16 protein-coding genes are annotated in these 14,680 nt (G+C 71.5%); 2 read left to right on the top strand and 14 right to left on the bottom strand.

The annotated features are described in order from the left end of the window. Nucleotides 1-141: 141 nt before the first annotated feature. From CCL05_RS12740 to CCL05_RS12730, 3 genes are all read right to left on the bottom strand, one after another. Nucleotides 142-1,284 carry a D-alanyl-D-alanine carboxypeptidase family protein gene (locus tag CCL05_RS12740; RefSeq protein WP_086560622.1) on the bottom strand — a complete coding sequence of 381 codons (1,143 nt, stop codon included), beginning with the start codon at nt 1,282-1,284 and terminating at the stop codon, nt 142-144. 148 nt (nt 1,285-1,432) lie between these two features. Further along, nucleotides 1,433-2,419 carry an aldo/keto reductase gene (locus CCL05_RS12735; RefSeq protein WP_086560621.1) on the bottom strand — a complete coding sequence of 329 codons (987 nt, stop codon included), beginning with the start codon at nt 2,417-2,419 and terminating at the stop codon, nt 1,433-1,435. Nucleotides 2,420-2,480: 61 nt separating this feature from the next. Next, nucleotides 2,481-2,807: a hypothetical protein gene (locus CCL05_RS12730; RefSeq protein ID WP_020269661.1), complete on the bottom strand. Its 327-nt coding sequence runs from the start codon at nt 2,805-2,807 to the stop codon at nt 2,481-2,483. Between the two features lie 165 nt (nt 2,808-2,972). Here CCL05_RS12730 and CCL05_RS12725 point away from each other — a divergent pair, with 165 nt between their 5' ends. Together CCL05_RS12725 and CCL05_RS12720 are read left to right on the top strand one after the other, a co-directional pair. Continuing rightward, nucleotides 2,973-3,530, top strand: a complete 558-nt coding sequence (locus CCL05_RS12725; RefSeq protein ID WP_086560620.1) for a DoxX family protein — start codon at nt 2,973-2,975, stop codon at nt 3,528-3,530. 44 nt (nt 3,531-3,574) lie between these two features. Further along, the gene (locus CCL05_RS12720) at nt 3,575-3,922 is read left to right on the top strand and encodes a MazG-like family protein (protein ID WP_086560619.1); all 348 of its coding nucleotides are present in this window, start codon (nt 3,575-3,577) and stop codon (nt 3,920-3,922) included. 22 nt (nt 3,923-3,944) lie between these two features. On the opposite strand, the gene CCL05_RS12715 is transcribed toward CCL05_RS12720, so the two are convergent. The 11 genes from CCL05_RS12715 to CCL05_RS12665 all read right to left on the bottom strand — a co-directional run. Beyond that, on the bottom strand, nt 3,945-4,721 hold the full coding sequence (locus CCL05_RS12715) for a hypothetical protein (protein WP_086560618.1): 777 nt from the start codon (nt 4,719-4,721) through the stop codon (nt 3,945-3,947). Between the two features lie 67 nt (nt 4,722-4,788). Beyond that, nucleotides 4,789-5,277 (bottom strand): hypothetical protein, encoded by a 489-nt coding sequence (locus CCL05_RS12710; RefSeq protein ID WP_244204256.1) that lies wholly within the window; start codon nt 5,275-5,277, stop codon nt 4,789-4,791. Further along, nucleotides 5,274-6,551 carry an MCE family protein gene (locus CCL05_RS12705; protein ID WP_086560616.1) on the bottom strand — a complete coding sequence of 426 codons (1,278 nt, stop codon included), beginning with the start codon at nt 6,549-6,551 and terminating at the stop codon, nt 5,274-5,276. The genes CCL05_RS12710 and CCL05_RS12705 overlap by 4 nt, the downstream gene beginning before the upstream one ends. Next, a complete protein-coding gene (locus CCL05_RS12700; protein WP_086560615.1) occupies nt 6,548-7,852 on the bottom strand; it encodes an MCE family protein in 1,305 nt (434 codons plus the stop codon). The genes CCL05_RS12705 and CCL05_RS12700 overlap by 4 nt, the downstream gene beginning before the upstream one ends. Further along, the gene (locus CCL05_RS12695; RefSeq protein WP_086560614.1) at nt 7,849-8,973 is read right to left on the bottom strand and encodes an MCE family protein; all 1,125 of its coding nucleotides are present in this window, start codon (nt 8,971-8,973) and stop codon (nt 7,849-7,851) included. Before CCL05_RS12695 ends, CCL05_RS12700 begins: the two co-directional genes overlap by 4 nt. Beyond that, on the bottom strand, nt 8,970-10,136 hold the full coding sequence (locus CCL05_RS12690; protein ID WP_425275911.1) for an MCE family protein: 1,167 nt from the start codon (nt 10,134-10,136) through the stop codon (nt 8,970-8,972). Before CCL05_RS12690 ends, CCL05_RS12695 begins: the two co-directional genes overlap by 4 nt. Then, nucleotides 10,133-11,170 (bottom strand): MCE family protein, encoded by a 1,038-nt coding sequence (locus CCL05_RS12685; protein ID WP_086560613.1) that lies wholly within the window; start codon nt 11,168-11,170, stop codon nt 10,133-10,135. The genes CCL05_RS12690 and CCL05_RS12685 overlap by 4 nt, the downstream gene beginning before the upstream one ends. Continuing rightward, nucleotides 11,167-12,408, bottom strand: a complete 1,242-nt coding sequence (locus CCL05_RS12680; RefSeq protein WP_086560612.1) for an MCE family protein — start codon at nt 12,406-12,408, stop codon at nt 11,167-11,169. Before CCL05_RS12680 ends, CCL05_RS12685 begins: the two co-directional genes overlap by 4 nt. An 8-nt stretch (nt 12,409-12,416) precedes the next feature. Beyond that, nucleotides 12,417-13,220 carry an MlaE family ABC transporter permease gene (locus CCL05_RS12675; RefSeq protein WP_086560611.1) on the bottom strand — a complete coding sequence of 268 codons (804 nt, stop codon included), beginning with the start codon at nt 13,218-13,220 and terminating at the stop codon, nt 12,417-12,419. Nucleotides 13,221-13,223: 3 nt separating this feature from the next. Then, complete coding sequence (locus CCL05_RS12670) at nt 13,224-13,994, bottom strand: MlaE family ABC transporter permease (protein WP_010036858.1); 771 nt, start codon at nt 13,992-13,994, stop codon at nt 13,224-13,226. Further along, nucleotides 13,991-14,680: ABC transporter ATP-binding protein (locus CCL05_RS12665; RefSeq protein WP_086560610.1), on the bottom strand; the 690-nt coding region annotated here is incomplete at its 5' end. The genes CCL05_RS12670 and CCL05_RS12665, both read right to left, overlap by 4 nt.

Raw genomic sequence — 14,680 nt, 5'->3', positions numbered from 1 at the left:
ACATCCAGGGGGGGTGGGCGGCAGTCGTTCCATGGCACCGGGTGGGGGTGGACCCCGCGTGGGACCGCGGGGTACGCACCGGTACGAGTGGAACGACTGCCGCCCGACGTCAAGGGCGGGGTGCCGTAGGGCCGTTGGGCGTCATTCGCGGTGCCGTCCCTTCGCGGGCCTGGGCGCCACGCGCCGGCGCAGCGCCCAGGCCCCGCCCGCCAGGAGCGCGACCGCGGTACCGGCGCCTTCCACGAGCCGCCCCGCCGAGGGTCCGGGCGCGACCGTACCAGCGGCGGCGGTGCCTCGCCCGGGCGGCGGCTCCGGCCCCTGTCCCGCGCTCACCGGCTCGACCAGCGTGCCCACCGCCCGTGCCGACGCACCGTGCGCGAAACCCCAGTCGAGCAGGGCGGCGGCCTCCTCGTAGACGGCGTCGGCGCTGTCGGCGGGGTGCATGACGGTGACGAGCAGGGTGCGCCCGGCCCGCGTGGCGGCGCCGGTGAAGGTGTTGCCGGCCTGGGTCGTGTAGCCGTTCTTCACACCGATCAGCCCCGGATAGGCCCGCAGGCCCCATGCCCCGCCCAGCAGCCGGTCGGTGTTCTGGATCTGGAACGTCTTCCCGCCCCCGGCCGGGAAGTCGGCCGTTCTCGTACGGCAGTACGCGCGGAAGCCGGGGTCGCGCAGTCCGTGCCGGGCGAAGAGCGTCAGGTCGTACGCCGAGGACAACTGCCCCGGGTGGTCGAAGCCGTCCGGGCTGACCACGTGCGTGTCGAGGGCCTGGAGTTCCCGCGCCTTGGCCCGCATCTCGGCGACGGTCCCCGCCACACCGCCGTTCATATGGGCGAGGACGTGCACGGCATCGTTCCCCGAGCGCAGGAAGACGCCCTGCCAGAGCTGGCGGACGGTGTACGTGCTCCCGGCCCGGATGCCGACGAGGCTGGAGCCCGCCGGGATGCCGGCCAGGTCGGCGGCGGTGACGGTGTGCCGGCTGCCGGGCGGGAACCGGTCGAGCAGCGTGTCGGCGAACAGCATCTTCAGCGTGGAGGCGGGCGGCAGCCGCCGGTGTGCCCGGTAGGCGGCCAGCACCTCGCCGCTGTCCTGGTCGGCGACCAGCCAGGACCGTGCGGTGAGCCTCCCGGGCGGTGCGGCGGTGCTGCCCGCCTGCACCGCGTCGCTGCCGAGGCGGTCGCCGCCGAGCACGGGCCCGGAGGCCCGGGCAGGTGCGGCGGCGGCCACCGGGGCGGCCGCGGCCAGGGCGAGCACGGAACGTCTGGTCAGCCGGGCGGAGTCACACATCCCGCGACGTTACGAAGCGGAACCGCCCCGGCGAGCACGGAACGTTCAAAGACTCGCCCAAGGTCCCGCAATGATCAGGGCTGCTCGGCTTGAGCCCGGACACCGCCCAGCCCGGCGCCGGTCGGTCACCGCCCGAGCAGCCGGCCGGTCACCGCCCCAGCAGCCGGTCGACCTCGGCCAGCTGCGCGCCGGTCAGTGCCCCCTTCTCCAGCGCTCCCGCGTTCTCCTCCGCCTGGGCGACCGAACGGAAGCCCGGGATGGGAATGGTGCGCGGGCTGCGCGCCCACAGCCAGGCCAGGGCGCCCTGGCCGAGCGTGCGGCCCTCGCTGGTGAGGACGTCCCTGAGGGCGTCGATGCGGGCGAGCCACTCCGGGTCGGCGCCGGATCCGTCACCGAAACCCTGGAGCCAGGCCGGGGGCCTGCTGCGGATGTCACCGGCCTCCAGCGGCTGCCGGGCCCGGCGTTTGCCGGTGAGGAGCCCCATGGCGAGCGGACTGCGGTTGATGCTCGCCAGGCCCGCCTCCTCGCACAGCCGGATCATCGCGGGCGCGTCCTGGAGGACGTTGAGCGTGTGCTGGACGGCGGCGCAGTGCGGTCCCTCGGCGAACACGGCGGCGCGTGCCGGGTCGTCGGTGCTCCAGGCGTAGGCCCGTATCAGCCCCTCGCGGACCAGTTCCTCGCACGCGTCCCGGAGCAGGGCGGCCTGCTCGGTGTCCGCGTCGGAGAGATGGAACTGGTAGAGATCGACGTAGTCGGTGCCGAGCCGGTCCAGGGACGCGGTCAGGGCGCGGCGCAGGTAGGCCGGGGAGGCGTCGCCGCCGGTGCGGGTCCGGGTGTCCTCGTCGAACACGTTGCCCCACTTGGTGGCGACGACCGTCTCGGCCCGGCGCTTGCCGAGGGCCCGGCCCAGCACGCGTTCGCTGTGTCCGGCGCCGTAGGTGTCGGCGGTGTCGAAGAAGGTGACACCCAGGTCGAGGGCGCGCCGCACCGCCCGTACCGACTCCTCGTCGTCGACCTTGCCCCAGCCGAGCGGCTGCCCGTCCGTGTCCTGCCATTCGCCGCCGATCGCCCAGCAGCCGAAGCCGAGGGCGCTCACTTCGATGCCGCTGCGTCCGAGCGACCGTGTGGTTTCCATGACCGGGAGGCTAGGAGTTGGAGCGCACGCGAACACAAGCCCCCGGCGGGAGGGGATTTTTTCAGGCCTGGCCGGTCTCGAAGCGGGAGATCCTGCCGTCGTCGTCCACGGTGAAGCTCCACCGTGTGCGCATCTCGCCCCACGTGTCGTTGCTGTAGCGGGCGATGAGGGCGCGACCGCCGTTGGACTCGTTGTCGACCTCCAGGTGGCCGTGGGAGGAGAAGATCTCCCGGTCGATCCAGTCGGCGAGGTCGCGGTCGGAGCCGTCGTCCGCCATGGTCGCGCCCGGCGCGAGAAGCGCCATGAAGGCCTCGCGGTCGTGGTTGTTCACGGCGGTCACGAAGGCGCGGACGGCCGGGTCGCTGAGACGCGTGGTCTGAATCGTCATGCCAGTCAGCCTCGTACCGGCCACCGGACCACGCCACCGGTGCCACCCGAACGGCGTCCCGGGCGGGTCCGGCGGGTGTCTGGGGGTGTCAGGGGGTGTCAGGGGTGCGACGGTGGAAACGCGACGGGGAGTGTTCTGTATCTGCTGTCTGCTCCGGGAGACGACGTGAGGCGTTACGACCGACGTGATCTGGGCCTGCTGCTGCTCCGGCTGGGGACGGGCGGTGTGCTGGCCGCGCACGGCACGCAGAAGCTGTTCGGCTGGTTCGGCGGGCACGGCATCGAGGGGACCGGCCAGTTCATGGAGTCCGTCGGCTACGTCCCCGGCAAGGCGAGCGCGACGGCCGCGGGCCTCGCCGAGACCGGCGGCGGCACCCTCCTCGCCCTGGGCCTGGCCACACCGGCGGCCGGTGCCGCGGCGGCCGGTGCGATGGCGGGCGCGGCGGCGGTGCACGCGCCGAACGGCTTCTTCAACCAGGGCGGCGGCTACGAGTACGCGGCGTCCCTGGGCCTGACGGCCGCCGGCCTCGCCGTCACCGGCCCGGGCCGGCTCTCCCTGGACCACGCGCTCGGACACGCCGTGAACCGGGGCTGGATGATCCCGGCGGCGTTCGCGGCGACGGCGGCGGGGACGGCGCTGGTCGTGGGGGCGCGCAATCGGCGGCTGCGGAAGGCGAAGGAGGGCGAGCAGGAGTCGCTGTTCGAAGAGGAGTACATGGAGTAGCAGCGGCAGGGGGCACTGTCAGACCCTCATGGCAGGCTGCCGCCATGAGTGACCAGACGCCGCCGCCCGTGCCCGACCTGTGGGCCACCATCGACACCCTGTCCGAGTGGCTCGACACCCACCGCCCGGTCGAGGGCCGCGAGGGCGTGCTGTTGCGCATCCTGAAATTGTCCGAGGAGGTCGGCGAGGTCTCGGAGGCGGTGATCGGGGCGACGGGGCAGAACCCGCGCAAGGGTGTGACGCACACGTGGGACGACGTGCAGGCGGAGCTGTGCGATGTCGTCATCACCGCGCTGGTGGCGCTGCGGACGCTGACGCCGGAGGCACGGGAGGTGTTCGGACGGCATCTGGAGCGGGTGCGGGAGCGGTCACTGGCCTCGGCAGCGGGGTGATCCGAACTCCCCCGGGACATCATCACAGCGCGTCCACCGCGCTCACCTTCCACCCCTCACCCGTGCGGTCCATGGTCATCCGCACCCGGTTCTGGTCCACGCGGGACCCCGACACCTGGGTGCTCTGGGTGACCTGGTTGACGAAGAGCAGGACCACGACCTTGTCGGGGGAGGCCGAGACGACGGACGCGGCCGGGGTGCCGCCGGAGCCGGGGGCGGCGACCGTGGCCTTCACCACGCCGTGGTACTTCTCGGCCGTCGGGGCGACCACGGTCTTCGTGGTCTTGCCGTACTCGTCGCGGAAGTCGCCGGTCAGGTGGGCGCGGGCCCTGGCGAAGTCCTTGTCCAGGTGGCGGTAGTCGTACGACAGGACGACCGGGGCCGCCTCTCGCGCGGCCGCGAGCGCCTCGGTCCGGGCGCTCTCCGTCAGGCGGTCGTCGCGGTACTGCCACCCCAGGGCGGCGAGCGCGACCAGGCCGACGACGAGCAGCGCGGCCAGGACCAGGGTGAGCAGCCTCCGGCGGCCGCCGGGGCCGGGCTCGCTCCGCTCTGCCGGCCCCTCCTCGTCGAACGACTCCGGCGACGGCTCCGGCGGGTCGTCCCAGCCGTCCTTCGGGGCCTCGACGAGGACGGTGCGTCCGGCGGACGGCCGCTCGGCCCGGCGCGGGGACCCCTCGCCGCCGGCCGTCGCCGCGCCCGCTGCGCCATGGCCGCGCTCCGCTCGCTTCGCCGCCGCGCGGGCGGCCGCCGTCATGGTGCGGCGGGTGCCGGGGGCGCGGCCGGTGGTCGTCTTCGGCATGGTGGTACTCCTCGTGCTCCTCGTCGGTGCTTGCCGGTGCTTGTCGGTCGGCGGATCGGGCCGTACGTCAGCCGACGAACTCGACGTCGGACGTCAGCCAGCGGCCGTCCTTGTGCACGAGGTCGAGCTGGAGCCGGTACGTGCGCGCCTCCCCCTCGGGCACGGCGGTGTTGGTCACCTTGCTGTCGGCGACCACCAGCACACGGGCCGAATCCGGGTCGGAGCGGACGATGCCCGCCTCCAGCACCTGGCCTTCCGACACGGACTTGTTCCGGGCCACCAGCTTCGTCAACTGGTCCGTCTGCGCGGTGAACTGCTTCTTGAAGTCGCCGGTCGCGCCGGCCAGTACGTTCGTGCTGTCGCGCTCGTAGTGCCGGTAGTCGAGGGAGGTGAAGTTCAGCGCCGACTGGCGGGCGGCGGCCAGGATGCCCTGGCGTCGCTGGTCCGCCTCGCGCTGTTCGTGGAGGCAGAAGGCCATCCAGAGTGACAGTGCCGTGGTGAGGACGGTCGCCGCCACGAGTCCCGCCGTCATCACTCCGGGGCGCACCGGCCTCATGCCACGGGGCCAACGAGCAGCCATTGCCACGACTCCTTTCCGAACACGGCCTGCTGGCCGCCCGTCGAGCCGATCTCGACGTCGTTTCCGTCCGGGCCGGTGGTGGTGCCGGTCTCCGGGTCGTACGGGGTCACATACGCCGCCTGGTTCGCTCCGCCGCCCGCGGTCGACGCACCCGGGGCGTTCTGCGCGCCCCGTACCGACGACTGGCTGCCGCGCGGGAGCGTGCAGCGGGCGCCGGTGTTCGCCTCGCGTGTGCTGGTGTCCGCGGGGTCGCGGCGGGCCGTGCCGTACCCCTGGGTGCAGGCCGGCGGGTCGTCGGCGTTCAGCACCAGGCCGAAGTGGGTGGTGCCGTCGCCCGGGACGACCGTGTAGCTGCCCGCGACCATCAGCGGGAAGGTGACCAGGGCCTGCTCGACGCCGGGGAGTCGGGCCAGCGTGACCTGGCCGCCGCTGATCAGGTTGGCCAGCAGGACCGACAGCTGCGGCCCGGTCGACTTCAGCAGCGAGTTCAGCTCCTGGGCCGCCGGCCGCGCGTTGCCGATCAGCTTGCGCAGGTCCCCGTCGCTTGCCTTCAACTGGGCCGAGAGCGTCGCCAGATCGCGTGCGAACGACTTGATCGACGAGCCCTGGTCGGCCTGCGTCTTGAGGACCTTGCGTGAGTCCTCGATCAGGGCGGTCGTCTCCGGCAGCGCCTCGGACGCCGACTCGACCAGGGTGTTGCCCGAGTCCACCAGGCGGCTCAGGTCCGGGCCGGTACCGGCGAACGCCTGACCCAACTCGTCGACCGTGACCCCCAGGTCGTCCTTGCCGACCGAGTTCACCAGGCGGTCCAGGCTGAGGACCATGTCCGTCGTCGACAGCGGCACCCGCGTGCTCTCGCGCGGGATCGTGCTGCCGTTCAGCAGGTACGGGCCGCGGGAGGTGCGGGGCTGGAGGTCGACGTACTGCTCACCCACCGCCGAACGGTTCGCCACCACCGCCAGCGTGTCCGCCGGAATGCGCGGCGCCCCGTCCTCGATGTCGAGCGCGACCGAGACGCCGTCCTGGCCGGCCAGGCGCAGTGCGCCGACCTTGCCCACCGGCACCCCCCGGTAGGTGACCTCGGCGCCCGGGAAGACGCCCCCGGAGTCGGCGAAGTCGGCCCGCACGGTGTAGCCGCGGTCCAGGACCTCGTCCACCAGGCCCGTGTATTCGGCGCCGACGTACGACACTCCTACGGCGGTGAGGGTGGCGAAGGCGATCAGTTGCGTCTTGACCGTACGGGTGATCACGGCTGGACCCCCTTCAGCATCAGCTCGGCGAGGTCGAGGTCGATCCCCTCGGGCCAGTCGCCCCCGGTGCGGTGGCCGCCGGCGCCGTAGCGGGCGGTGCACACCGGCGGGCACAGCGGGTCGTCATCGCCCGAGGGTGCCGACGGACGCGACGGCACGCTCGGACCGCTCGGCAGCGCGGTGGGCTTCGGCACGTCCGGCAGATCCGGTGCGTCCGGGAGATCCGGTACGTCCGGCAGGTCCGGGGCCTCGGGAAGCTCCGGTATGTGAGTGTTCCCGCCGCTCCCGCCGCCCGGCTCGTCCGTCAGGTTGCCGTAGATCCCGGGCAGGTCGAGGTCCGCCGTGATGTGCAGATTGACGTAGTCGCCCTTGATGGCGTCCACCACGTTGCGCGGGAACGGGTATGTCGTCAGCAGCTCCAGGGAGTTGGGCAGGTCGCTGCCCGCCTTGTTGAGCTGCCGCAGGATCGGCCGCAGCCGCTTGAGGTTGGCGACCGTGTCGTCGTGGGAGGCGTTGACCACCTTGGTGCCGGTCCTGCCCAGCTTGGACAGGGCGGTGAGCATCCTCGTCAGGTCGCGGCGCTGGTCGGCCAGGACCTTCAGGGCGGGCGGCATCGCGTCGACGGCGTCGGCGATCGTCGTCTTCTCCTTGCCCAGCCGTTTGGCCAGCCGGTCCACGGCCTTCAGCGCGCGGACGATGTCCCGGCGCTGGTCGTCCAGGCCGCCGATGAAGGTGTCGAGCTCCTTGAGCAGGGACCTGACCCGGTTCTCCCGGCCCTCCAGGGCCTTGTTCAGCTCCGTGGTGATCGTCTTGAGCTGGGCGACGCCGCCGCCGTTGAGGAGGGCGGACAGCGCGGACAGCACCTCCTCGACCTCCGGGTTGCGGCCGCTGCGGGACAGGGGGATCACATCACCGTCGCGGAGCCGGCCGACCGGCGTGCTGTCCGGCGGCCCGGCCAGCGCCACGTACTTCTCGCCGAGCATGCTGGTCTGCCGCAGCCCGGCGACGGCGTTGGCGGGCAGCTTCACCGAGTCGGCGACCCGCAGGCGGACCCTCGCGTGCCAGCCCGCCAGCTCCACCTTCTCCACCGCGCCGACGGTGACGTTGTCGACCTTGACGGCCGACTGCGGCACCAGGTCGAGGACGTCGCGGAACTCGACGGTGACGTGGTAGGCGTGGCCGTCGGCGGCGGCTCCGCCGGGGAGCGGGACGTCGTACCAGCCGTTGAACTCGCAGCCGGACAGCAGCAGCGTCCCGACGGCCGTCCACGCGACGGCCCCGCCCTTGCGCAGTGGCCTCATGCGCGCGCCCCCAGGATTCCGCCGAGGGTGCGGTCGACCGTGCCGGTGGCCGCGGTGCCCTCGGGCACTTCGGGCACTTCGGGCAGGGAGTCGAAGAGGTCCCTCAGGTCCTTGCAGTCGGTCTTCTCCCCTGTCGTCTTCAGGATCGAGCACAGCAGGGAGGCCGGATCCTGCGGGTGGTCGGGGTTGTTGCGGGTGTCGAGGGTGCCGGCGGCGGGGTTGTAGGCGTTGTTCAGGTTCGACATGCCCGTCGGCGCGACCTCCAGCAGCTCCTCCAGCGCCGCCCGTTGGGTGACGAGCACCTTGGTCACCTTGCTCAGGCCCTCCACGTTCGAGGTCAGGGACTTCTTGTTCTTCTTCACGAAGGCGGACACGTCACCGAGGGCCGTGCCGAGGTTCTTGAGCGCCGCCGCCAGGTCCTTGCGCTCGCCCGCGAGTTGCCCGGCGACCTTGGCGAGGCTGCTGTTGAACGACCGCACGCTCTTGTCGTCGGCCGCCAGCGCCGCCGTGAACACCTGGAGGTTGCGGACCGTGCCGAACAGGTCCGTGCGGCCGTCGGAGAGAGTCGTGACCGCCTCCGAGAGGTCCGCGACCGTCCGGTGGAGGTTCTTCCCCTGGCCGTCGAGATTGTCGGCGCTGACGCCGAGCAGCCGTGACAGGGCGCCGTCCTTGTTGGCGCCCTCGGGGCCGAGCGCCTCGGCCGTGGTGTGCAGGCTGTCGAAGACGCGGTCCAGTTCGACCGGTACGGCCGTACGCGACTCGGGGATCTCGTCCCCGTCCCGCAGCACCGGACCGCTCCGGTACACCGGCAGCAGCTGCACGTAACGGTCGCTGACCACCGAGGAGTTGATGATCGCCGCTTGCGCGTCCGCCGGGACCTTGCGGTCGGCGTCGTACTCCAGCTCCACCCGCACCCGGCCGCCCTCCGGCGTGATCTTCCTGACCTGGCCGATCCGCACGCCCAGCACGCGGACGTCCGAGCCGGGGTAGATGCCGACGGTGCGGGGGAAGTACGCCGTGACGCGGGCCAGCTCGGTCCGCGGCCACAGGACGTAGGTGAGCGCGGCGATCAGGGCCAGGGCGGTCAGCAGGGCCGCGCACTTCTTCCAGCGGTCGCTCATCGCGCGCCTCCCGTCCGCGTCCGCGGCACCACCGGGGCGGCGACCAGGTTCTGGACGTAGGAGTCGAACCAGCGGCCGTTGCCGAGGGTGTTGGTGAAGACCCGCACGTAGGGGGCCAGGAGCTTGATGCTCCGCTCCAGGCCGGCTTGGTTCCGTTCGAGCATCTTCACCACGGTGTTGAGGCCCTTGAGCGCGGGCCCTATCTCCTTCTCGTTGTCCTGGACCAGGCCGGAGAGCTGGATGCCGAGCGCGGCGGAGGTCTTCAGCAGCTTGTGGATCGCCGCCCGCCGCTTGCTGATCTCCTTGAACAGCTTGTCGCCGTCCTCGACCAGGGCGGTGAAGTCGCCCGACCGGTCGGCGAGTACGCCCGTCACGCCGTTCGCGTGGTCGAGGAGCTCCCCGAGGGCCTTGTCGCGCGAGGCCACCGTCCGGGAGATCTTCGACAGGCCCTTGAGGGAGGCCCGTACCTCTTGCGGTGAGTCCTCGAAGGTGGTGGAGATGGTGTCCAGCGCCTTCGCCAGCCGGTCGGTGTCGACCTTCTCCGTCGTGGTGGTGAGATCGCTGAACGCCTGCACGACGTCGTACGCGGGGACGGTCCGCTTCAGCGGGATCTCGCTGCCGGGCTCCAACTGGCCTCGCCCCTTGGGGTGCAGGGCGAGGTACTTCGCGCCGAGGATCGTCTTGACCCGGATCGACGCGCCGGTCTCGGTGCCGAACCCGGACCGGTCCTTGATCTTGAAGGTGACCTTGACGTGGTCGCCGTCCAGGTCGACCCCCTCGACCTTGCCGACCTTGACCCCGGCGATCCGCACCTCGTCGCCCGGCTTGAGGCCGCCCGCCTCCGCGAAGGCGGCGCTGTACGTCTCGCCGTCGCCGATCACCGGCAGGCGGTCGGCGTTGAACGCGGCCACGGTCAGCAGCGCGAGGACGGTGAGGCCCACCGCGCCGATGACGATGGGGTTCCGCTCGCGGAAGGGGCCCAGGTGCGGACGGCGCAGCCGTATCCTCGGCAGCTTCGGCGGCTCGACACGGACCTTGATCAGCGGCTGCGGGCGCGGCTTGCGGCGCGGCAGGAGCCGTACCTCCGGCAGTCGCACGCGAGGCAGCTTCGGTGGTTCCACCCGCACCTTGACCAGCGGCTCCGGGCGGCGCGTGCGGCTCATGCCCCGCACCTCGCCCTCGCCACGTGCATCTCGGGCGTGAGCACCTGCTTCGTCTTCGGCAGCACGATCCGGCCGTCGAAGTCGCACAGGTAGAAGTTGAACCACGAGCCGTAGGACGCCGTCCCCGTCAGCTCGCCCAGCTTGTTCGGCAGCCTCTTCAGCACGCCCTCCACGGTCTTCTCGTTGTCGTTCAGCGTCCCGGTGAGGTCGGTCAGCTCCCCGATGTCGTCCTTGAGCGGCGGGCGCGCGTCCTTCAGCAGGCCCGAGGTGGCCTCCGTCAGATCGCCGATGCTCACCAGGGACTGCCCGATCGGCTTGCGGTCGGCGGACAGGCCCGAGATGACCCGGCGCAGCTGCTTGAGCAGTCCGGAGAAGCGGGCGCCGCGCTTGTCGAGCGTCTTCAGCACGGTGTTGAGGTTGTCGATCACCGAGCCGATCAGCTTGTCGCGGCCTGCCAGTGTCGTGGTGAGCGACGCCGTGTGCGTCAGCAGGCTGTTGACGGTGCCGCCCTCGCCCTGGAGGGTCTTGATGATCTCGGTGGCGAGCTGGTTGACGTCCTTCGGGCTGAGCGCGGCGAACAGCGGCTTGAAGCCGTTCAGCAGCGCGTTCAGGTCGAGCGCGGGCTGGGTGCGCGCGAGGGGGATCGTGCCGCCGGGGCGCAGCCGGGTGCCGTCGCCGGCGCCCTCGGTCAGCGCGACGTAGCGCTGCCCGACCAGGTTGCGGTAGCGGATGACGGCGCCCGTGCTGGTGAGCAGCGGCCGGTCCTGGCTGACCGTGAAGGTGACCTCGGCCAGCGTCCGGTCCTTGATCCGGATGCCCTCGACCTCGCCGACCCGCACTCCGGCCACCCGGATGTCGTCGCCCTCCTCCAGCCCGGTGACGTCGCTGAAGACCGCGCGGTACTCGCGCTCGGGGGTGAAGGAGATGTTCACGATGGTGGCGGCGAGCAGGGCCGTGGCCAGCACCGTCACGAGCGCGAAGAGACTGAACTTGATCAGCGGGGCGGCGGTCTGCCGGGCTCCTGTGGTGCTCATGCGACGCTCACCGCCGTCCCGCGCGCCATCGGCCCGAACAGCAGCGTCGCGACTGGCGGCACCTCGTCCGCGGGCACGCCCAGCACCGGCGCCATGAGCGAGCCGACGGCCCGCTGCTCGGCCCGGGTGGCGGAGACGCCGAGCGGGCCGCCCGAGGCCGTACCCGGCTTCTTGGAACCGTCGTCGAGGTGGGCGCCGGGCGCCGGCACCGGAGGGTGCGGCAGGTCACGGCAGTTGGGGCCGGACCGCTCGCCGTAGCGCGGTTCCTCACCCGGTTCGTAGGCACCCTGCGCCCGTACGACCTCCAGCGTGATGTGCATCTTTCCGCCCCGGAAGGCCTCCTCGGACGCCTTCTCCTGCCGGACCAGACCGGCCAGCAGGCAGGGGTACTGCGGGGAGTAGCGGGCGAACAGCTCCAGCGTGGGGCGGGAGACCTGGCCGAGGGTGATCAGCCGGTCGCCGTTGGCGTCGAGGAAGTCCTCGCCGGTGCCCGCGACGGTCGCCGTGGTCTTCAGCGCAGCCGCCAGCCGGTCCTTCTGCTCGACGATCGTGCGGCTGGTGGTGACGGTGTTGCGCAGGATCTCCATCAGGTCGGGCGCGGCGTCGCCGTAGACCTCGGCGACGTCGGCGAAGCGTGCGATGTCCTCTTTCAGGGACGGCAGGTGCGGATTGAGGCGGCGCAGGTAGGCCTCCACTCGCGTGAGGTTGTCGCCGATCCGGTCGCCGCGTCCCTCCAGGGCGGTGGCGAACGCGGAGAGCGTGGCGTTGAGCTTGCCGGGCTGCACGGTCCGCAGCAGCGGCAGCAGGTCGTTCATCAGCTGCTGGACCTCGATGCCGACGCGGGTGCGGTCCTGGGTGATGACGTCCCCGGCGCGAATGGGGCGGCTCGATGAGCCGCGCGGCGTGACCAGGTCGACGTACTTCTCGCCGAACAGCGTCTTGGGCAGCAGACGCGCGTGCACGTCGGATGGGATCCGGGCGACGTGCTCCGGATTCAGCGCGATGTCGAGCGTCGCCTTCGTCCCGTCGGCCCGCACCTCGCGCACCTCGCCGACCAGCAGCCCGCGCAGCTTGACGTCGGCCCGCGGATCGAGCTGGTTGCCGAGGCTGTCGGCCTCCAGCGTGATCCGCACGACCGGCGTGAACGCCTGCCGGTAGACGGCGACGGACAGGGACAGCAGCAACGCGAGCACGGCGATGAAGACGACGCCGTACAACCGCAGTCTCAGCACCCTCATACGGCGGCTCACCCCGCGATCCGTACGGTCGTGCTGGCGCCCCAGATCGCCAGCGACAGGAAGAAGTCCAGGACGTTGATCGCCACGATCGAGGTCCGCACCGCACGGCCCACCGCGACGCCGACGCCCGCCGGGCCGCCGCTCGCGTAGTAGCCGTAGAAGCAGTGCACCAGGATGATCAGAACGGCGAAGACCAGCACCTTGCCGAAGGACCAGAGCACGTCGGCCGGGGGCAGGTACTGCTGGAAGTAGTGGTCGTAGGTGCCGGCCGACTGCCCGTAGTAGCCGGTGGTGATGGTGCGGGCGGCCAGATACGAGGACAGCAGGCCGATCACGTACAGCGGGACGACGGCCACGAACCCGGCGATCATCCGCGTCGTCACGAGGAACGGCAGCGAGGGCACGCCCATGACCTCCAGCGCGTCGGTCTCCTCGCTGATCCGCATCGCGCCGAGCTGGGCGGTGAACCCGGCGCCGACGGTCGCGGAGAGCGCTAGCCCGGCCACCAGCGGAGCGATCTCACGGGTGTTGAAGTACGCCGAGAGGAACGCCACGAAGTTGGAGGTGCCGAGCTGGTTGAGCGCGGCGTACCCCTGCAACCCCACTTCCGTGCCGGTGAAGAACGACAGGAAGGCGATGACGCCGACGGTGCCGCCCACGACGGCGAGCGCGCCCCGGCCGAAGCTCACCTCGGCGAGCAGCCGCAGGATCTCCTTCTTGTAGCGGCGAAGGGTGCGGCCGGTCCACGCCAGCGAGCGCCCGTAGAAGGAGATTTGGGCGCCCAGCTCCTCCAGGCCTTTCAACAGCGCCATGCCTCAGCCCCTCTGGGGAACGACTTGGAAGTACACGGCGGTCATCACGAAGTTGGTCACGAACAGCAACATGAAGGTGATCACCACCGACTGGTTCACGGCGTCGCCCACGCCCTTGGGTCCGCCCTTCGCGGTCAGCCCCTTGTAGGAGGCGACGATCCCGGCGATCGCGCCGAAGACGAGTGCCTTGACCTCGGCCGCCCAGAGGTCGGAGAGCTGGGCGAGCGTGGTGAAGGAGGCCAGGTAGGCGCCCGGGGTGCCGTTCTGGAGGACGACGTTGAAGAAGTAGCCGCCCGCCACGCCGACCACCGACACCAGGCCGTTGAGCAGCACCGCCACCAGCATCGACGCCAGCACGCGGGGGACGACCAGCCGGTGGATGGGGTCGATGCCGAGCACCTGCATCGCGTCGATCTCGTCGCGGATCTTCCGGGCCCCGAGGTCGGCGCAGATCGCCGTCCCGCCGGCGCCCGCGATCAGCAGCGCGGTGACGATCGGCGAGGCCTCGCGCAGCACGGCGAGCACGGAGGCGGCCCCGGAGAAGGACTGGGCGCCGAGTTGCCGGGTCAGACTGCCGATCTGGAGCGCGATGACCGCCCCGAACGGGATGGAGACCAGGGCCGTCGGCAGGATCGTGACGCTCGCGACGAACCAGGTCTGCTGGATGAACTCCCGCGCCTGGAAGGGCCGTCGGGGGATCGTCCGGACGACGTCCAGCGCCATCGCGAAGAGGCTGCCCGAGTGCCGCAGCGCCCCGACCGGTGACAGGCTCATGCGCCGGCCACCTCCTTGTGGTGGAGCTGGGCTTCGCGCCGTGCGATCGCCTGCCAGCGGGGCGGCCGGGTGATGCCTGCTCCCGGCAGCAGGCGGGGAGTCAGCTCCTGGACGTGCGCGCTGTCGTCGATCTGCGCGAGCTCCTGCTCGACCTGCGCCGCGTCCTTCTCCTCCGCCATGCCGATCGGGCCCTGCATCCGGCCGTTCAGGAACTGCCGTACGACGGGCTCGTCGCTGGCCAGCAGCTCCTCGCGCGGCCCGAACATCACCAGCTCGCGGCGGAACAGCAGCCCGATGTTGTCCGGCACCTGGCGGGCCGAGGCGATGTCGTGCGTGACGATCAGGAAGGTCGCGTCGATCTGGGCGTTGAGGTCGACGATGAGCTGGTTGAGGTAGGCGACGCGGACCGGGTCGAGGCCCGAGTCGGGCTCGTCGAAGAGGATGATCTCGGGGTCGAGGACGAGGGCCCGGGCCAGCCCGGCCCGCTTCCGCATCCCGCCGGAGATCTCACCGGGCAGCTTCCCTTCCGCCCCGATCAGACCGACCATGTCCATCTTCTCCAGCACGATGCGCCGGATCTCGCTCTCGGACTTACGGGTGTGCTCGCGCAGCGGGAAGGCGATGTTGTCGTACAGGTTCATCGAGCCGAACAGCGCGCCGTCCTGGAACAGCACGCCGAAGAGCTT

The sequence above is a fragment of the Streptomyces africanus genome (genome assembly GCF_002150735.1).
In the GTDB taxonomy this organism is placed as follows: domain Bacteria; phylum Actinomycetota; class Actinomycetes; order Streptomycetales; family Streptomycetaceae; genus Streptomyces; species Streptomyces africanus.
This window is presented reverse-complemented; position numbering and strand designations above follow the sequence as displayed.